We start from the raw sequence: 14215 nt of genomic DNA on the forward strand, positions 1-14215 counted from the left end.
TTGATCCTGAGGGTGATGGCCGCTCAGTGATCAGCCCAAAGAGTGTGTTCACCAGCATCAGCGTTCGTGGTGCTGCAGAAGGTTTTGGCTATCGACCGTCTGCCGACTGGAATCAGGGCGGCCCGCTGATTGAGAAGTACCAAGTGTTGCTTACCCCTCCGAGCAACTTGGTACATCGGAACTTTGGCTCACTCGATAAGCGTAATGGTTGGTATGAGAGTGGCTTTTGGGGCTCCACCATCTTCGGCAAAGAGCGCAAGCATCGTCGTGCGTCGTTCCATCACCCGGACAGCCCGCTAATCGTTGCCATGCGAGCAATAGCTCAGTTCGAGCTTGGCGACACCCTAAGCGTGCCAAAGGAGTTACTGGCATGACCGACAATAACGAATTGAAGCGGCTGGCCGATGCTGCAACCCAGGGTGAATGGGCTCATTTCAAGCATGGAGTCATCAAGGGTGGACCCGCGGTTAAATTCGCTAATGGCTCAAGCCAGTGCCAAATCGCGATGACTGTCGGTGCTGACTGGATGCACGAGGGCGAGCAAGGCGCGAACGCTGATTTCATCGCTGCCGCCAACCCTATCGCAATCAAGGCTCTGATCGCCGAGAACGAACTGGCCCGCATGCGTATTAAGGAGCTGGATCTGTTGTTCGGTCGCTACATCCTCGCCATGCGCTCATCTCTCATTGAGGAAGAGCATGGGAAGGGCCCGGCCGCCGCAATGGAGTGGATCTACAACTCGCTGGCTGGTCCGGGAGAGCTGCCTCCAGAAGGTGAGACCGACAGCCAAGCTTACTTTGATCGCGAGATTGTCGCTGTGGATGATGGAATGCAGGAGGTTATGGCATTCCACGAAGGCCGACGCGCCGCCATAGGCAAGGGTGAGCAGTCATGATTGATCCTCGTAGAGTGTTTGTGATCGAGATCGCGCTTTCCATGCTTGAACAGTGGTACTCGACTTGGGAAGGCTTCAAAGATCATCACGACGACACGATTCGCCGACTTGCTCTGCACGCCAAGACGCGCGGGCTGGTTTATCACGATCGTTGCCTGATTAAGTCAGAGGTGGCTATCCATGGCTGACAAAATCTCCGTCAACTGCCAAGCCAAGCTTTCCGAGGCCATTACTAGCCTGACCACCATGTACCGGGAGAAGAAGTACGTGGTTGTGTCCCTTCGCCCGGGGAAAGACCGCACGCTTGATCAAAACTCTCTGTGGTTCGGAATGTACAAGCGCATTGCCGAAATGACCCAGATCGGCGACATCGAGGACGCGCGCAAGTACTGCAAATTGCACTTTGGTGTACAGATCCTGCTGAACGAGGACGAAGACTTCCGTGCTGCCTGGTACCGGACCATGCGCCATCTGAACTACGAGGAAAAGCTCGACCTTATGGGCGGCAACCCTTTGTTTGGCCCGGATGGCTTCCCGGTAACCCGTCTGTTCAACCGCGCCCAGGGCGTGGCTTACACCGATCGCATCGCCGCCCACTTTACCGAATTGGGTGTGGTGTTCACTGACTTGCTGAGCAAGGAGGCCGCATGACCACTCTTGAAGAAATCAGCCTATGCCCGAAAGCAAACCGCCAGTTCTGGAGTGATCGTGCGCGATTCAACCTTGCGTGCTCTCGCTATGTCGGTGCTGGCCCGGCAGATATCCGGCTTGAGCGCGCAGCTTTTCGCCGGAATATGGCTCACCGCCGAGCGCAAACCTATCTCGACTTCCCGCGTGGGCAATTGGAAATGTTCGTGGAGGCCGCATGACGATCGAGCGTAAGCAGCCCAAACCCAAGAAATGCCGAGTCGAGACGTGCAGGGTCTCATTCGTCCCTGCACGCCTCGGCCAGTCGGTATGCAGCCCAGCCTGCGCAATCATCGACGCACCTCGCTACCAAGAGAAGGCCCGCAAGTCGCTCGCTCAGATTGAGCGCAAAGAAATCAAGGTTCGAAAGGCGAAGCTGAAGAGCAGGGCGGACCATCTGCGCGAGGCTCAAGCCGCGGTTAACCAATATGTGCGCCTGCGTGATGCCGACCTTCCGTGCATCAGCTGTGATTCAACTCCGAACGACAGCGACCTCATGACCGGGAGCCGCTGGGATTCGGGGCACTATCGCTCTGTTGGCTCTTGCCCAGAACTGCGCTTTGAGCCGCTGAACATTCATCGCCAGTGCGTGAAGTGCAATCGCAACTTATCCGGAAATACCGTGGAGTACCGCACCCGCTTGGTGCTGCGTATCGGCTCCGACAAAGTGACTTGGCTGGAAGGTCCACATCCTGCGCGCAAGTACACCATCGAAGAGATCAAGGCCATCAAGGCCGAGTACCGGGAAAAAACAAGAGAGTTGAAGAGGGCGGCAGCATGATCGAACCCATCAAGATGAACCCTTGTCCGTTCTGCGAAGGGCCACCCTGCATCACTGCGCGCAACTGGATCACCAAGGAAGAGTTGGGCGAGGGGCACAAGCAGAACGAAGACTGCGACGAAGCCTACGAGGCGCATGTCTGGTGTCATGACTGTGGCGCCCAAGGCCCAAACATCAATACATGCTCGCTTGGCACCTTTGAGCAAATCTACGACCTCGAGGTAGCTGACGTGATGCGGATCGCGATTGAGCGTTGGAACGACCGACACAACCGGGCTCGCAACTGCTATGACGCGGGCGAAAACAAGGGTTTGAACACCTGGCCGAGGGCGGAAGCATGACCTATCGCAACGTTATTTCAGCAGTAGTTCGGGCGCTTGCTGCCGAGACTATCAGTTCCGCCGGCGGCTGCGACTTCGAGCCCAAGGTGCAATGCGTCAAGCAGAAGGGGGAGATCGTCGGCAAGGAGGCGTCGTTTCTCCAAGACTGCTGGGTATTCGGTCGGCTGCACAAGGCACTTACCCCGGCGCACTGGCGGGCACTCGTGGCGAAGTACTCGACGCATCAGGAGCGCAAGCATGGCGCGATACTGGAGCTGCTTAACTCGGTGAAGACACCTGCGCCGAAACGCTTCCGGGAATGCGCGGTGTTGACTTGGGCCATTCCTCAAGTTGCCGGTGCCGAGGGCAAGCGTTCTGCCGCAGTGCTGCCAGCCGCTTGGTACGACATCACCAATTGGGGCAACGACGGTAAGCCAGAATCAACTCGGTATCGGTGGCGCTCGGGAATCCGCAAGACGCTGGATGACCAAGTGAACGATGCGCTCACTGCCGCTCAGGAACTGCTCGACGCTGAGGGATTAATCGAGAGTTGCGCGGCGTAGCAAAAAGCCATTGCAATGAGTGAGAAAGTGAGAGAGTATTTGTGCATCCTGTCGATCTTGCGCGTTGAGGTTGCACAGTAGAGCCCGACATGAAGTCGGGCTTTTTCATTTAAGGCGTAGGAAGATGCGAAACCTCTTTTTTCTCGGATTGTTGCTGTCGCCCTTTTCGTTTGCCGACCTGATTGAGCCCTCGCACGATTGCAATCAGCCGGACATACCATACGAGTTTGAAGATCAGTATGAGCGAGATCAATTTCAGGTCGATGTTGAAGAATACAAAACGTGCATTACTGAATTTGTAGAAGAGCAGCAAGACGCAATCCGGAAGCACAAGTCAGCGGCCGATGATGCTATTGACGAATGGAACGCGTTCAGCAGGTAGATTTTAAATCTCTGTTCATTCTCTTAGCCCGGCCATCGCGCTGGGTTTTTTTCGTTCTCGGTCCCACCACAGCGATTGCTCCGAGCTGGAAGTGCTGCTAGGTCTGAACTGAATCAAGCGGCGCTTACTACCACTTCAAGGCGTTTTCCGAGCGCGGCCAAGGCTTTCTCTATCGCCTCCATCTTAGATGTATGCAGAAAGTCGACCAACCGATCCCCTTGAGTCTGAGCCAGCCCCAGCAATCGGCACAGATCGGCCTTGCGCATACCCCTCGAGATCATCTCGTTCCACAGAAATATTTTTGCCACCGTAACGGCTGGCAGGTGGATCACGTGTTCGCCAGGCTGTGGCGCTGATGCTTCTGGAATGGCGCGGCGCTGTTCCACGTAAAGGGAAAGAGCGCTTTCAATGCCGTCTACGGCTTCGCGCATGCCATGTTCTTTATCGTCGCCATAGCTGTTCACTTCTGGCAGATCGCGGCAGAACACTGCTAGGCCTGGCGTGCTGTCTTGCTCAAAACGGATTGCATAGTCGTACATGGTCACTCCCTAGAGGTGATTGTTCAGCGTTCAGATGGGGTGAAGGGGGCTCTTAGAGCCCCAGTTGTTTAATAATCGCCTTGCGGGTCGGTTCTGGCATTTCCTTGCTACCGTGATCCGCGAAGGTTGTCCTGTTGCCGTTTGGGGCGGTGACTTTGAAGTGGCTTCCTTTGCCTGCTTCGAAGGTCACCCCTTGGGCCTTCAACCATCGTCTGAACTCGCTGAACTTCATCACCTCGCCTCGTTGTTTGGATGAGTCCATTATACAACGATTTTGTGGTAATACAACAAATTTGTTTTATTTTAACTTGGAGTGACGATGGATCCTACTGACCTCGGCCCAGGCACAGCCACCTGGCTGGGCGGTACTGGAACCGTATTGCTTGGTGCCTTTCTGTGGCTGCGCAAGTTTTTGTCTAAGGACGCAACTGATCGGGCTATGGACAGCGCAGATATTGGAACGCTGACGCGCCTGAACGAGCTTCTGAATCAAGAGCGCGCAGCCCGCAAAGAAGCGGAGGCCCGAGCTGACCAATTTGCAAAAGAGCGGAATGAGTTGGCCGCAGCCGTTGGCCGGATGGAAGGGAAGATTGAAGCGCTGACCAGCCAAGTAGCTCAGCTCACCGATCGAGTGACGCAACAGAGCGACGAAATCAACCGGCTGCGTACCAAATTGGGAGGTATTGCCTGATGGACAGATGCGCTTTGGAGTTTATCGCTCGCCGCTGGTGGCGCCGGACTGAGGTCTGGGCCATTGCTGTTGTACTGGTATGCGGTGGTGCTGTTTTGGGTTATCAGGCCGCGTACTGGTATCTCGCCGAGAACCAGAACAGCCAAGTACAGGACATCCGCAAGGCTTACGACGCGGCCATGACTGAGCGGGATAAGCGCCTTGAGGAGCTGACTCGCCAGACCGGCACGGCAGCTGATAAGGCATCGAAGGCCGCAACCACTGCCGCCAAAGCTGCCGACAAGGCGGATGAAGCCCTCAACCGGGTTTCGCAGTAACCCGCGCCACATTTTCGAATGCGCCAAATCTTGGAGAAAGGCCATGACTCAGCAATTTATCGGCACCAAAATCATTCTGGCCGTGGCAATGACTCGGCTGGCTTACAACGACTATCGCGGCTGGGCGCTACCTGCTGACGAGAATGGCGACGACGCGGGGTATCTCGTCGAATACACCGACGGCGGCTCGCCAAACCATGCAGATCACGCCGGCTACATCAGTTGGTCGCCAAAGGAGCAGTTCGATAACGCCTACCGTCAAACCAGCGGCATGAGCTTCGGTCTCGCCATTGAGGCGCTGAAGCTGGGCAAGCGCGTTGAACGGGCAAGTTGGAACGGGAAGGGTATGTGGTTGAAGTTGGTTCCCGAAGAACTTGCCGAAGCGATCTCGTTTCAGCATGAGGCATTACGACCACTCCCGTGGATCGGCATGAAGACTGCCGATCAATGCTTTGTTCCGTGGCTGGCCTCGCAAACAGACGTGCTCGCTGATGATTGGCAGCTAGTGGAGTAAGCGCTATGGGTGGTTCAGATATCCAAGGTGCTTTCATCATTATCTGTGGTGTCTGCGCCGTCAGTGGTTGGGTAGTGATTGAAAGCCTGATCTGGATCTTCTCTCACTTCCGGGTGGTGCTTGCATGAGCGATCAACCAGGCGAACACGGCGGCCACTACTAGGGTAAAGGTCGTGTTCAGCCGTGTTTAATCATCTGATATGAAGACTGGCATTACCTCGGAGAATTGTTTACTGCTTGGCGATGTATTCCTCTAGATTGTAGAGCATATAGGAGAGCTCTCCTGCAACGTCATACAGGCCGCTAACCCAGTTTGTTGTTCTTGGGTTGGCATTTATAGCAAGACTAAATCTTGCGGCAGCCTTGCGAATGGCGGGCTCAAAGAAAGCGCTTTCTAGCTCGCTCAATGGTTCTCTTTTCCTAGAGAGGGTCCCATTTTTAGCAGCAGCTTTTATTTCTTCCTTCGCTGATCTGAGACGAGCCTGAAGCAGAGCGACTTCGTCGTCTGAAAAGCGTCTCTTATCTCCTGTGTCTCTCATTAGTCCGTCAATATTTTCATGCAGGCGACGTAGTTCGTTGGCAATTAGTTGGGCTTCATGCAGTTCAGCAGCGTCCATTGATGTCGGCTCCTAATTTGTTTATCTATTAACTTGCGGCAACGAGCCACTATTTCAAGCTCAAGGTGACCCATGGACAGGCCATACCCTCCATCGTCATTGATCGAGCTGTCAGAGCTTTCTGACTTCGGCATACGCCTGACACCAGCTCCGGAAGTATGGGACTGGCTCCAAGCCGAGATCCTCGACGACACCGGCAGCATTCACAACCCAGACCACGCCCACCTCCTGGATGCAGACATCCGGATCATGTGGGCGTCATCTAGCTTTGAGAAGCAAGGCCGAACGGTTCTGGGTCAGGCTGAACAAGTAGCGTTCCGCGCCGGTGGTTGGCAGAAAGCCCGTATGGAGCAACAGATGCGTGATTGGTTCGGCGATGTGCCGGCTTTCATCATCACGTTAGCTGCCGACTACTGCTCCCAGTGCAGCGACACCGACTTCTGTGCCTTGGTCGAGCATGAGCTGATGCATATCGCTCAAGCTCGCGATCAATACGGGCAGCCAAAATTTACGAAAGATGGAATGCCGAAGCTGGAGCTGCGAGGCCATGACGTCAGTGAGTTCGTAGCCATCGTTGAGCGATACGGTGTTGGTGCGCCAGATAGCGATGTTGCCCGAATGGTCGAAGCGGCCAAAAAACCACCATCTGTTAACCGCGCCTCGATAGCGAGTGCGTGCGGTACTTGCTTGCTGAGGGCTGTGTAGTGGAAGAGCAATGGAAGCAGATCAGTAATTGGCCGCACTACGCGGTGAGCAACTGTGGTCGGATCAAGAGGCTGACTACGGTGAAAAGCGGCATAGCTGGAGCCATTCTTTCCCAGTTTCTTGTCTGCGGCTATCCGTCGGTGAACTTCACTGATACTGGTCGTCGCAAGTCTGTTCGAGTGCATCGTCTCGTAGCGGAAGCCTTTCTGCCAAGGCCGAAAGGTACGACAGAGGTAAATCACATCGACGCCACTCGCTCGAACAATCAAGTGTCCAACCTTGAGTGGGTCAGCGCATCAGGCAACCGCAAGCATGGCTATGACCATGGGGCGAACGACGCGAAAGGTGAGCGCAATGGACACTCGAAACTAACCGAGCAAGGTGTGCGCGAGATCCGCTCCAGAGTCCCGCTTACAAGGTCAGCCCAAGCTGAGCTGGCTACGAAATACGGCATCTCAGTAGCAACTGTCATGGATGTAGCTGCTAAGCGAACCTGGAAGCACGTCGAATGACTTTAAATTGAACATTGCGAGGGCCTGCGGAACCTGTCTGCTCAGATCGGCCTGATTATTGACAGGCTCTAGACGGATGAGAATTTATGGCAGTCCTGAAAAATGAGGTGAAGAGCTTCATCGTTCAGGCGCTGGCGTGCTTTGACACACCGTCCCAGGTGGTTGAAGCCGTCAAGAACGAATACGGGGTTGTGGTAAGTCGCCAACAGGTCGAGACGCACGACCCAACTAAGTCGGCTGGGAAGGGCCTTGCGGTGAAGTGGCAGACCCTGTTCCACGATACCCGCAAGCGTTTCCGCGAAGAGACGGCTGAGATCCCGATTGCGAACCGAGCTTACCGTTTGCGTGGCTTGGGTCGTATGGCGGAGAAGGCTGAGAGCATGCGCAACCTAGCGCTGACGGCTCAGCTTTACGAGCAAGCCGCTAAAGAAGTGGGCGACGTATACGTAAACCGCCGAATTGAACCTGAGAAACCTCTTGGCTCCCAAGCGGACCAGCAGCACGCCGTTGCTGAGTACACCTTGGAGCCAGATGAGAATGTCCCGACTACCCCGTACCTATGACCCGCCGGTAAAGCTGACGCCCAAGCAGGCGAACATTTACGTGTGGGGTTTTCAGCCGGAAGCCCGCTTTCGTGACGCGGTGTGCGGTCGTCGATTTGGCAAAACCTTCTTGGGTAAAGCCGAAATGCGCCGCGCTGCTCGTCTCGCTGCTGAGTGGGGCGTGAGCGTAGAGGATGAAATCTGGTACGGCGCCCCGACCTTCAAACAGGCCAAGCGCGTGTTCTGGCGGCGTCTGAAGCAGGCTATTCCAGAGGCATGGCGTGCACACCGTCCCAATGAGACGGAATGCTCAATCACGCTGAAGTCTGGCCACGTCATGCGCGTGGTTGGGCTTGATAACTACGACAACTTGCGCGGCTCCGGCCTGTTCTTTGTTCTGGTGGATGAATGGGCGGACTGCCCATGGGAAGCGTGGGAGGAAGTACTGCGCCCGATGCTCTCGACCTGCCAGTACACAATACCAAGCGGAGAGTCTCGTAAGGGCGGCCACGCGTTGCGAATTGGCACACCAAAGGGCTTCAACCACTGCTACGACACGTATCAGGACGGGCGGCCCGGCCACGAACCTGACCACAAGAGCTGGCTCTACACTTCGCTCGATGGCGGTAACGTCCCGGCAGAGGAACTGGACGCTGCCCGGCGCAAGATGGACCCGCGCACGTTCCGCCAAGAGTACGAAGCCAGCTTTGAGAACTACGCAGGTGTCGTTTACTACACGTTTAATCGTGATGAATGCCGGACCTCCGAGAGAATCAAGCCAGGCGAAGCGCTGCACATCGGCATGGACTTCAACGTCATGAAGATGAGCGCCGTGGTCTATGTGGTGCGCGATGGGTTGCCGCTGGCGCTGGATGAGTTTCACGCCGTGCGAGACACGCCGGAAATGATCGAGAAGATTAAGGCTCGGTTCCCGGGTCACACCGTTGCTGTTTACCCGGATGCCAGCGGCCAGAACACCAGCAGCAAGAATGCCAGTGAGTCCGACCTTTCGTTGCTGAAAAAGGCCGGATTTACCGTGGTAGTTGACTCCACAAACCCGGGCGTTAAAGACCGCGTGAATGCTGTTAACGCAATGCTGCTGAACACCTACGGTGAGCGCCGCCTAAAGGTAAATATCGACCAGTGCCCACAGCTCACCTTGTGCCTGGAGCGGCAGACCTACACAGACAAAGGCGAGCCGGATAAAGACCCGAAAAAGGGTCATGACCACATGAACGACGCTGCTGGTTACTTCATCGCCAAGCGTTATCCGATCAAAGCGATCGTAACCTCTATCAAAATGGGATACGCCCGATGAGCAACGACGTCTCCTTCAAGCGGGCGGAATACATTGAGGCATTAGGCCGATGGGAGACTGTGCGCGATGTCTGCGCTGGCCAACACCGGGTGGTGTCGCGGCTGCCGTATATCAATGCACACGACGAGTCGCCTGAAAACAAAGATCGGAACCGGGCCTACCGCGAGCGAGCAGTCTTCAAGAATGCCACCGGGCATACACGTAACGGATTGCTGGGTCTGGCTTATCACAAAGATCCAACCCTAACTGTGTCGAAGAAGCTTGAGTACTTGCAAGACAATGCAAACGGCTCAGGCGTTAGCATTTACCAGCACTCACAAGGCACGCTGGAAAAGGTGCTTGAAGCTGGCCGTCACGGTCTGTATGTCGATTACCACCAGGACAAAGGCGCTGGTGGGCACGCTGTAATCCTCTCCTACTGCGCAGAGGACATCATTAACTGGCGCACTGGGATGGTGAATGGTCACAGCGTGCTGACGCTGGTGGTTCTACGCGAGTCGCCGGAGATTCCGGACGGCTTCGGCTTCAAGACGGTTGAGCAGTACCGGGAGCTGGCGCTAGAGGATGACGGCTTTGTATGCAGGGTTTGGCGGCGCTCCGGGCCGGAAAATGGCGGCCCTTTGGCGGTCACTGAAGAGTTTAAGCCGGGCGGTGTGACTGGCCGCCTTAAAGAAATTCCGTTTACTTTTGTAGGCGCTCAGAACAACGACCCAACCATCGACGAATCGCCACTTTACGACATCGCCATGATCAACCTAGGCCATTACCGCAACAGCGCTGACTACGAAGACAGCGTGTTCTGGTGTGGGCAGGCTCAGCCTTACATTTCGGGTCTTGATGAAAACTGGCGCGACCATATGCAGAAAAACGGCGTATATGTTGGCTCCAGAGCGCCGATGTTGCTGCCTGTCGGTGGGAATTTCGCTTACGCACAGCCATTGCCCAACACGCTGGTTAAAGAGGCCATGGCCGACAAGAACCAGATGATGATTGAGCTTGGCGCACGGATGGTTGTCGCGTCTCTGTCGACCAAGACTGCAACCGAGGCCCGCGGGGACCAGTCAGCGTCCACTTCGGTGTTGGCAGGCTGTGTCGCCAACGTTAGCGAGGCTTACACCCGAGCAATCATGTGGTGCTGCACCTACATGGGCATAGCCGACAAGAAGGTCGGCTACCAGGTCAACCAAGAGTTTGTCGAGCTGACGGCTGACCCGCAGATGATCACGGCGCTGGTTGGACTGTGGCAGAACGGCGGCTTTGCTAAAGCAGACCTGCGGGCATATTTGCGCAAGCTGGGTTTGATCGCACCAGAGCGCACTGACCTTCAGATCGACAGTGAGCTGCAGGAGCAAACAGACGGCCTGGACTTAGACGACGAGGGTTAACCTGATGGCGGCAAGTCAGTTGATACTGGATGCCACGATCCGGCATGCGGTGTTCCTCGAGAAGCTCAAAGCGGGAGAGGTGGGCAAGTTTGGTCCCTTTCTCAAGGAGATTGATCGCTCTATCCGCGAGCGGCTTACCCAGTCAGATCTCTCTGAGTACAACGTCAAACGGCTTGAAGCGTTGCTTAAAGAGGTCGATAGCCTGCTACTGAGCATCTTCGACCGCTACAGCGCTCAGTTGAACCTTGATCTGATCGACATTGCCAATTACGAGGCAGAGTTTGAAGCGCTAAGCCTCACCCGATCTGCCCCGGCCGGAGTGTCGTTTGATGCAGCAATGCCGACGGTTACGGCTATCAGGGCTGCCGTACTCACGAATCCTCTCAGCGTGCGCGGCATCGGCGGGGGAAAGCTGCTTAAGGCGTTTATCAAAGGTTGGACGGTTGCCGAGCGTGACCGCGTTAACGGTGTGATCCGGCAGGGTTTCTTCGAAGGGCAGACCAACTTCGAGATTATCCGCAATATTCGTGGCACCAAGGCTGCGGGATACAAAGACGGCATCTTGGCTACGACCAGCCGCAATGCTAGTACGATTGTGCACACGGCGATTCAGCATGTGTCGTCACAAGCTCGCATGGAAGTTGCCAAGGCCAACACGGATGTTGTGCAAGAGATCCAGATGGTGGCCACGCTCGATAGCAAGACAAGCCAGCTATGCCGCTCGATGGACAAGCGCAAGTTTCCTGTGGATTCAGGCCCAAGGCCGCCATTTCACCCCAATTGCCGCACCACATTCATTCTGCTGACCAGGTTGAGCGAGACTTTCACCCAAGGTGCGACACGGGCTTCGGTGGGTGATGACGGGCCGAAGCAGGTCAGCGCAAGCCTCGATTACTACCACTGGTTGCAACAGCAGCCTGCAGCATTCCAAGACGTGGCCATCGGGCCTGTCCGGGCCAAGCTCTTCCGCGAGGGCGGTTTGAGCGTGGAGCGCTTCGCTGAGCTACAGCTTGACCGCAACTTTACGCCGCTGACGCTAGTACAGATGAAAGGTCTGGAGCCGCTGGCATTCGAACGAGCAGGGATCAACTAATCCGCGCCACGAAACGGTAACTACGAAAACGTGGCGCGCACATTTCCAGCCTCGGCAAAGCCGGGGCTTTTTTACGCCTGCAAAGCGGGCAAACCAAACCTAAGGGGTGCATCAACGTGGCAGAAGAAAACGAAATCGACCTGGAAAACCCGGCAATCAAGGCCGCTATCGCGACTGCCGTTGAAACATCCGTTTCAGGCTTGAAAACCAAGAACGCCGAGCTGCTGGGCAAGCTTAAAGATACCTCTGGCAAGCTGACTCAGTTTGAAACCCAGTTCGAAGGCATCGACATTGAAGCCGTTAAAGGGCTGCTCAATCGTGCGGGCCAAGACGAAGAAACCAAGCTGCTGACAGAGGGCAAGGTGGATGAAGTATTCAACCGCCGCACTGAGCGTCTTCGTGGCGACTACGACAAGCAGCTCAAGACCATCACTGAGCGCGCCGAGAAGGCTGAGTCCTTCGCTGCCAAGTTTCAGGGCAAAGTCCTAGGCGACTCGGTACGCGGCGCAGCTCTGAAAGCCGGTGCACTACCGGAAGCAACAGACGACATCATCCTGCGCGCCAAAGGCGTGTTCACGCTAAACGAAGATGGCGAAGCCGTCGCCGTTGATGAGTCCGGCCAGACCATCCTCGGCAAAGACGGCAAAACCCCACTGACTCCGCTCGAATGGGCTGAGTCGCTTCGTGAAACTGCTCCACACCTGTGGCCAAGGGCTTCAGGCACATTTGCCCCGGGCGGGGGTGGCGGCAAGGCTGCATTCAAGCGCTCCGAAATGACCTCCGAGCAGAAGCGCGACTTTCAGCGCAAGCACGGCCAAACCGCATATCTCGCATTGCCCAAGTAAGGGGATTGACCCATGCCTACAACTGTTAACAGCGACCTGATCATCTACAACGATGAGGCGCAAACCGCATACCTGGAGCGTGTTCAGGACAACCTCGATGTGTTCAACGCATCATCCAATGGCGCGATGGTGCTCGATAACGAACTGATCGAAGGCGACTTCCGCAAGCGTGCGCTCTACAAGCTGAACGGCTCTCTTGAGCATCGCGACGTCAACTCCGAAGGCAAAGTAACCGCCAAGAAGATCGGTGCCGCTGAAGCCGTGGGCGTTAAGGCTCCGTGGAAATACGGCCCGTACCAGACAACTGAAGAGGCGTTTAAGCGCCGTGGTCGTCCGGTCGAGGAATTTTCCCAGATCGTTGGCGCCGACGTTGCCGATGCAACCCTTGAGGGTTTCATCCAATACGCCACTGCTGGCCTGCGCGCCGCTATCGGTTCCAACGCCGACATGGTGGTTGAGGCCAACATCGAAACCGACGGCAAAAAGACGCTGACTCGCGGTATGCGCAAGTTTGGCGACAAGTTTGGCCGTATCGCATTGTGGGTTATGCACTCGTCTGCCTACTTCGACATTGTCGACGAGGCGATCACCAACAAGATCTACGAAGAAGCGGGCGTTGTGATCTACGGCGGCCTGCCTGGCACCCTCGGCAAGCCTGTACTGGTGACCGACACCGCTCCGGCAGACGTGATCTTCGGCTTGCTGCCAAACGCTGTGACCATCACTGAGTCTCAGGCACCCGGCTTCCGTTCCTATGAAGTGAACGACGAAGAGAACTTGGGTATTGGCTACCGCGCAGAAGGCACCGTGAACATCGACGTGCTGGGCTATAGCTGGAAAGCCACCGCTGGCGGCGCCAACCCAACCCTGGCCGCTGTTGGCTCTGCCGCCAACTGGATCAAGCACGCAGGCAGCAACAAGGTGACTGCTGGTGTGATGATTAAGCTGACTTCCACGCCTCCTGAAACCGGCGAGTAAGCCTCAGGATCAACGAGCGGCCAGAAATGGCCGCCTTGGAGAAACACATGGAACTGACTTACAGCAATCAGCTTCAGGGCTTTGACCCGGACAAACGCTATCGCAACCCTGAACACTTCGACAAGCCCGAAGCTGGGGTGACCAGCGTATTGAAGGACTTCGAGCTGAAAACGATGCGGTTATCTTTTTGGTTGACGGTCTAAAAGCGGGTGAAGTTGTGCGCCCAGAAACCGGCGAACTGGCAATCTGTTTGTTTGAGGCGTTTGAGAGCCTTCATGAGCATGTTGGCCAACTGACCATTGAGCGTAACGGCCTGGCAACCACAGCCGAAGAACTGCGCCAAGAGATTGAAGTCTTGAAGAAGGCTTCAACTGGCCCTGCGGGCCAAGATGGCGAAGTGAACGAAATCGCAGCACTCAAGGCCAAGCTCGACGCCGCCAACGTTCAATATCGCGCCAACGCCTCAAAAGAAGCGCTGGAAAAGCTCGTTGCTGAGTTGCCTACAGCGTAATAATGCGAGTCATCGGAGTC

At 55.8% G+C, this 14215-nt stretch carries 23 protein-coding genes and 2 pseudogenes; 22 read left to right on the forward strand and 3 right to left on the reverse strand.

Going from position 1 to position 14215, the window contains the following annotated elements; all coding sequences use genetic code 11:
- The 9 genes and pseudogenes from AQS70_RS10590 to AQS70_RS10630 all read left to right on the forward strand — a co-directional run.
- A pseudogene (locus tag AQS70_RS10590) lies at nucleotides 1–374 on the forward strand (DUF2591 family protein); the annotation flags it as partial.
- On the forward strand, nucleotides 371–895 hold the full coding sequence (locus tag AQS70_RS10595; RefSeq protein ID WP_055102731.1) for a hypothetical protein: 525 nt from the start codon (nucleotides 371–373) through the stop codon (nucleotides 893–895). The pseudogene AQS70_RS10590 and the gene AQS70_RS10595, both read left to right, overlap by 4 nt.
- Nucleotides 892–1083 (forward strand): hypothetical protein, encoded by a 192-nt coding sequence (locus AQS70_RS10600; protein ID WP_055102732.1) that lies wholly within the window; start codon nucleotides 892–894, stop codon nucleotides 1081–1083. Before AQS70_RS10595 ends, AQS70_RS10600 begins: the two co-directional genes overlap by 4 nt.
- On the forward strand, nucleotides 1076–1546 hold the full coding sequence (locus tag AQS70_RS10605; RefSeq protein ID WP_055102733.1) for a hypothetical protein: 471 nt from the start codon (nucleotides 1076–1078) through the stop codon (nucleotides 1544–1546). Before AQS70_RS10600 ends, AQS70_RS10605 begins: the two co-directional genes overlap by 8 nt.
- Nucleotides 1543–1764: a hypothetical protein gene (locus AQS70_RS10610; protein ID WP_055102734.1), complete on the forward strand. Its 222-nt coding sequence runs from the start codon at nucleotides 1543–1545 to the stop codon at nucleotides 1762–1764. Before AQS70_RS10605 ends, AQS70_RS10610 begins: the two co-directional genes overlap by 4 nt.
- A complete protein-coding gene (locus AQS70_RS10615) occupies nucleotides 1761–2363 on the forward strand; it encodes a recombination protein NinG (RefSeq protein WP_055102735.1) in 603 nt (200 codons plus the stop codon). The genes AQS70_RS10610 and AQS70_RS10615 overlap by 4 nt, the downstream gene beginning before the upstream one ends.
- Nucleotides 2360–2704, forward strand: coding sequence for a Lar family restriction alleviation protein (locus AQS70_RS10620; RefSeq protein WP_055102736.1), 345 nt, complete (start codon nucleotides 2360–2362; stop codon nucleotides 2702–2704). Before AQS70_RS10615 ends, AQS70_RS10620 begins: the two co-directional genes overlap by 4 nt.
- A complete protein-coding gene (locus AQS70_RS10625; protein WP_055102737.1) occupies nucleotides 2701–3246 on the forward strand; it encodes a hypothetical protein in 546 nt (181 codons plus the stop codon). The genes AQS70_RS10620 and AQS70_RS10625 overlap by 4 nt, the downstream gene beginning before the upstream one ends.
- Before the next feature lie 124 nt (nucleotides 3247–3370).
- Complete coding sequence (locus tag AQS70_RS10630) at nucleotides 3371–3628, forward strand: hypothetical protein (RefSeq protein ID WP_055102738.1); 258 nt, start codon at nucleotides 3371–3373, stop codon at nucleotides 3626–3628.
- Between the two features lie 113 nt (nucleotides 3629–3741).
- On the opposite strand, the gene AQS70_RS10635 is transcribed toward AQS70_RS10630, so the two are convergent.
- Nucleotides 3742–4167 carry a type II toxin-antitoxin system HicB family antitoxin gene (locus AQS70_RS10635; RefSeq protein WP_055102739.1) on the reverse strand — a complete coding sequence of 142 codons (426 nt, stop codon included), beginning with the start codon at nucleotides 4165–4167 and terminating at the stop codon, nucleotides 3742–3744.
- Nucleotides 4168–4219: 52 nt separating this feature from the next.
- Nucleotides 4220–4399: a type II toxin-antitoxin system HicA family toxin gene (locus tag AQS70_RS10640; RefSeq protein ID WP_038413159.1), complete on the reverse strand. Its 180-nt coding sequence runs from the start codon at nucleotides 4397–4399 to the stop codon at nucleotides 4220–4222.
- 87 nt (nucleotides 4400–4486) lie between these two features.
- Here AQS70_RS10640 and AQS70_RS10645 point away from each other — a divergent pair, with 87 nt between their 5' ends.
- From AQS70_RS10645 to AQS70_RS24190, 4 genes are read left to right on the forward strand one after another with little or no spacing between them, the layout of a single operon-like run.
- The gene (locus AQS70_RS10645) at nucleotides 4487–4858 is read left to right on the forward strand and encodes a chemotaxis protein (protein ID WP_055102740.1); all 372 of its coding nucleotides are present in this window, start codon (nucleotides 4487–4489) and stop codon (nucleotides 4856–4858) included.
- On the forward strand, nucleotides 4858–5175 hold the full coding sequence (locus AQS70_RS10650; protein ID WP_055102741.1) for a hypothetical protein: 318 nt from the start codon (nucleotides 4858–4860) through the stop codon (nucleotides 5173–5175). Before AQS70_RS10645 ends, AQS70_RS10650 begins: the two co-directional genes overlap by 1 nt.
- A 43-nt stretch (nucleotides 5176–5218) precedes the next feature.
- Entirely contained in the window at nucleotides 5219–5689 is a 471-nt protein-coding gene (locus tag AQS70_RS24050; protein WP_055102742.1) for a DUF2829 domain-containing protein, read from the forward strand.
- A 5-nt stretch (nucleotides 5690–5694) separates the two neighbouring features.
- The gene (locus AQS70_RS24190) at nucleotides 5695–5817 is read left to right on the forward strand and encodes a hypothetical protein (RefSeq protein WP_277620587.1); all 123 of its coding nucleotides are present in this window, start codon (nucleotides 5695–5697) and stop codon (nucleotides 5815–5817) included.
- Between the two features lie 102 nt (nucleotides 5818–5919).
- Here AQS70_RS24190 and AQS70_RS10660 read toward each other — a convergent pair whose 3' ends face one another.
- Nucleotides 5920–6306, reverse strand: coding sequence for a hypothetical protein (locus tag AQS70_RS10660; protein ID WP_055102743.1), 387 nt, complete (start codon nucleotides 6304–6306; stop codon nucleotides 5920–5922).
- Between the two features lie 72 nt (nucleotides 6307–6378).
- Here AQS70_RS10660 and AQS70_RS10665 point away from each other — a divergent pair, with 72 nt between their 5' ends.
- From AQS70_RS10665 to AQS70_RS10705, 9 genes and pseudogenes are all read left to right on the forward strand, one after another.
- Entirely contained in the window at nucleotides 6379–7011 is a 633-nt protein-coding gene (locus AQS70_RS10665; protein WP_055102744.1) for a putative metallopeptidase, read from the forward strand.
- Nucleotides 7011–7523, forward strand: coding sequence for an HNH endonuclease (locus AQS70_RS10670; protein ID WP_055102745.1), 513 nt, complete (start codon nucleotides 7011–7013; stop codon nucleotides 7521–7523). Before AQS70_RS10665 ends, AQS70_RS10670 begins: the two co-directional genes overlap by 1 nt.
- Before the next feature lie 86 nt (nucleotides 7524–7609).
- Nucleotides 7610–8086, forward strand: coding sequence for a DUF2280 domain-containing protein (locus tag AQS70_RS10675; RefSeq protein ID WP_055102746.1), 477 nt, complete (start codon nucleotides 7610–7612; stop codon nucleotides 8084–8086).
- The gene (locus AQS70_RS10680) at nucleotides 8061–9383 is read left to right on the forward strand and encodes a phage terminase large subunit family protein (RefSeq protein WP_055102747.1); all 1323 of its coding nucleotides are present in this window, start codon (nucleotides 8061–8063) and stop codon (nucleotides 9381–9383) included. Before AQS70_RS10675 ends, AQS70_RS10680 begins: the two co-directional genes overlap by 26 nt.
- Nucleotides 9380–10768, forward strand: coding sequence for a DUF4055 domain-containing protein (locus AQS70_RS10685; RefSeq protein WP_055102748.1), 1389 nt, complete (start codon nucleotides 9380–9382; stop codon nucleotides 10766–10768). Before AQS70_RS10680 ends, AQS70_RS10685 begins: the two co-directional genes overlap by 4 nt.
- 4 nt (nucleotides 10769–10772) lie before the next feature.
- Nucleotides 10773–11861 carry a minor capsid protein gene (locus AQS70_RS10690; protein ID WP_055102749.1) on the forward strand — a complete coding sequence of 363 codons (1089 nt, stop codon included), beginning with the start codon at nucleotides 10773–10775 and terminating at the stop codon, nucleotides 11859–11861.
- Nucleotides 11862–11977: 116 nt separating this feature from the next.
- On the forward strand, nucleotides 11978–12706 hold the full coding sequence (locus AQS70_RS10695; protein ID WP_055102750.1) for a hypothetical protein: 729 nt from the start codon (nucleotides 11978–11980) through the stop codon (nucleotides 12704–12706).
- Between the two features lie 12 nt (nucleotides 12707–12718).
- A complete protein-coding gene (locus AQS70_RS10700; protein WP_055102751.1) occupies nucleotides 12719–13684 on the forward strand; it encodes a major capsid protein in 966 nt (321 codons plus the stop codon).
- A gap of 26 nt (nucleotides 13685–13710) precedes the next feature.
- Nucleotides 13711–14195, forward strand: a pseudogene (locus AQS70_RS10705) (hypothetical protein).
- Nucleotides 14196–14215: the final 20 nt, after the last annotated feature.

This window comes from Pseudomonas endophytica, assembly GCF_001411475.1.
GTDB lineage: Bacteria > Pseudomonadota > Gammaproteobacteria > Pseudomonadales > Pseudomonadaceae > Aquipseudomonas > Aquipseudomonas endophytica.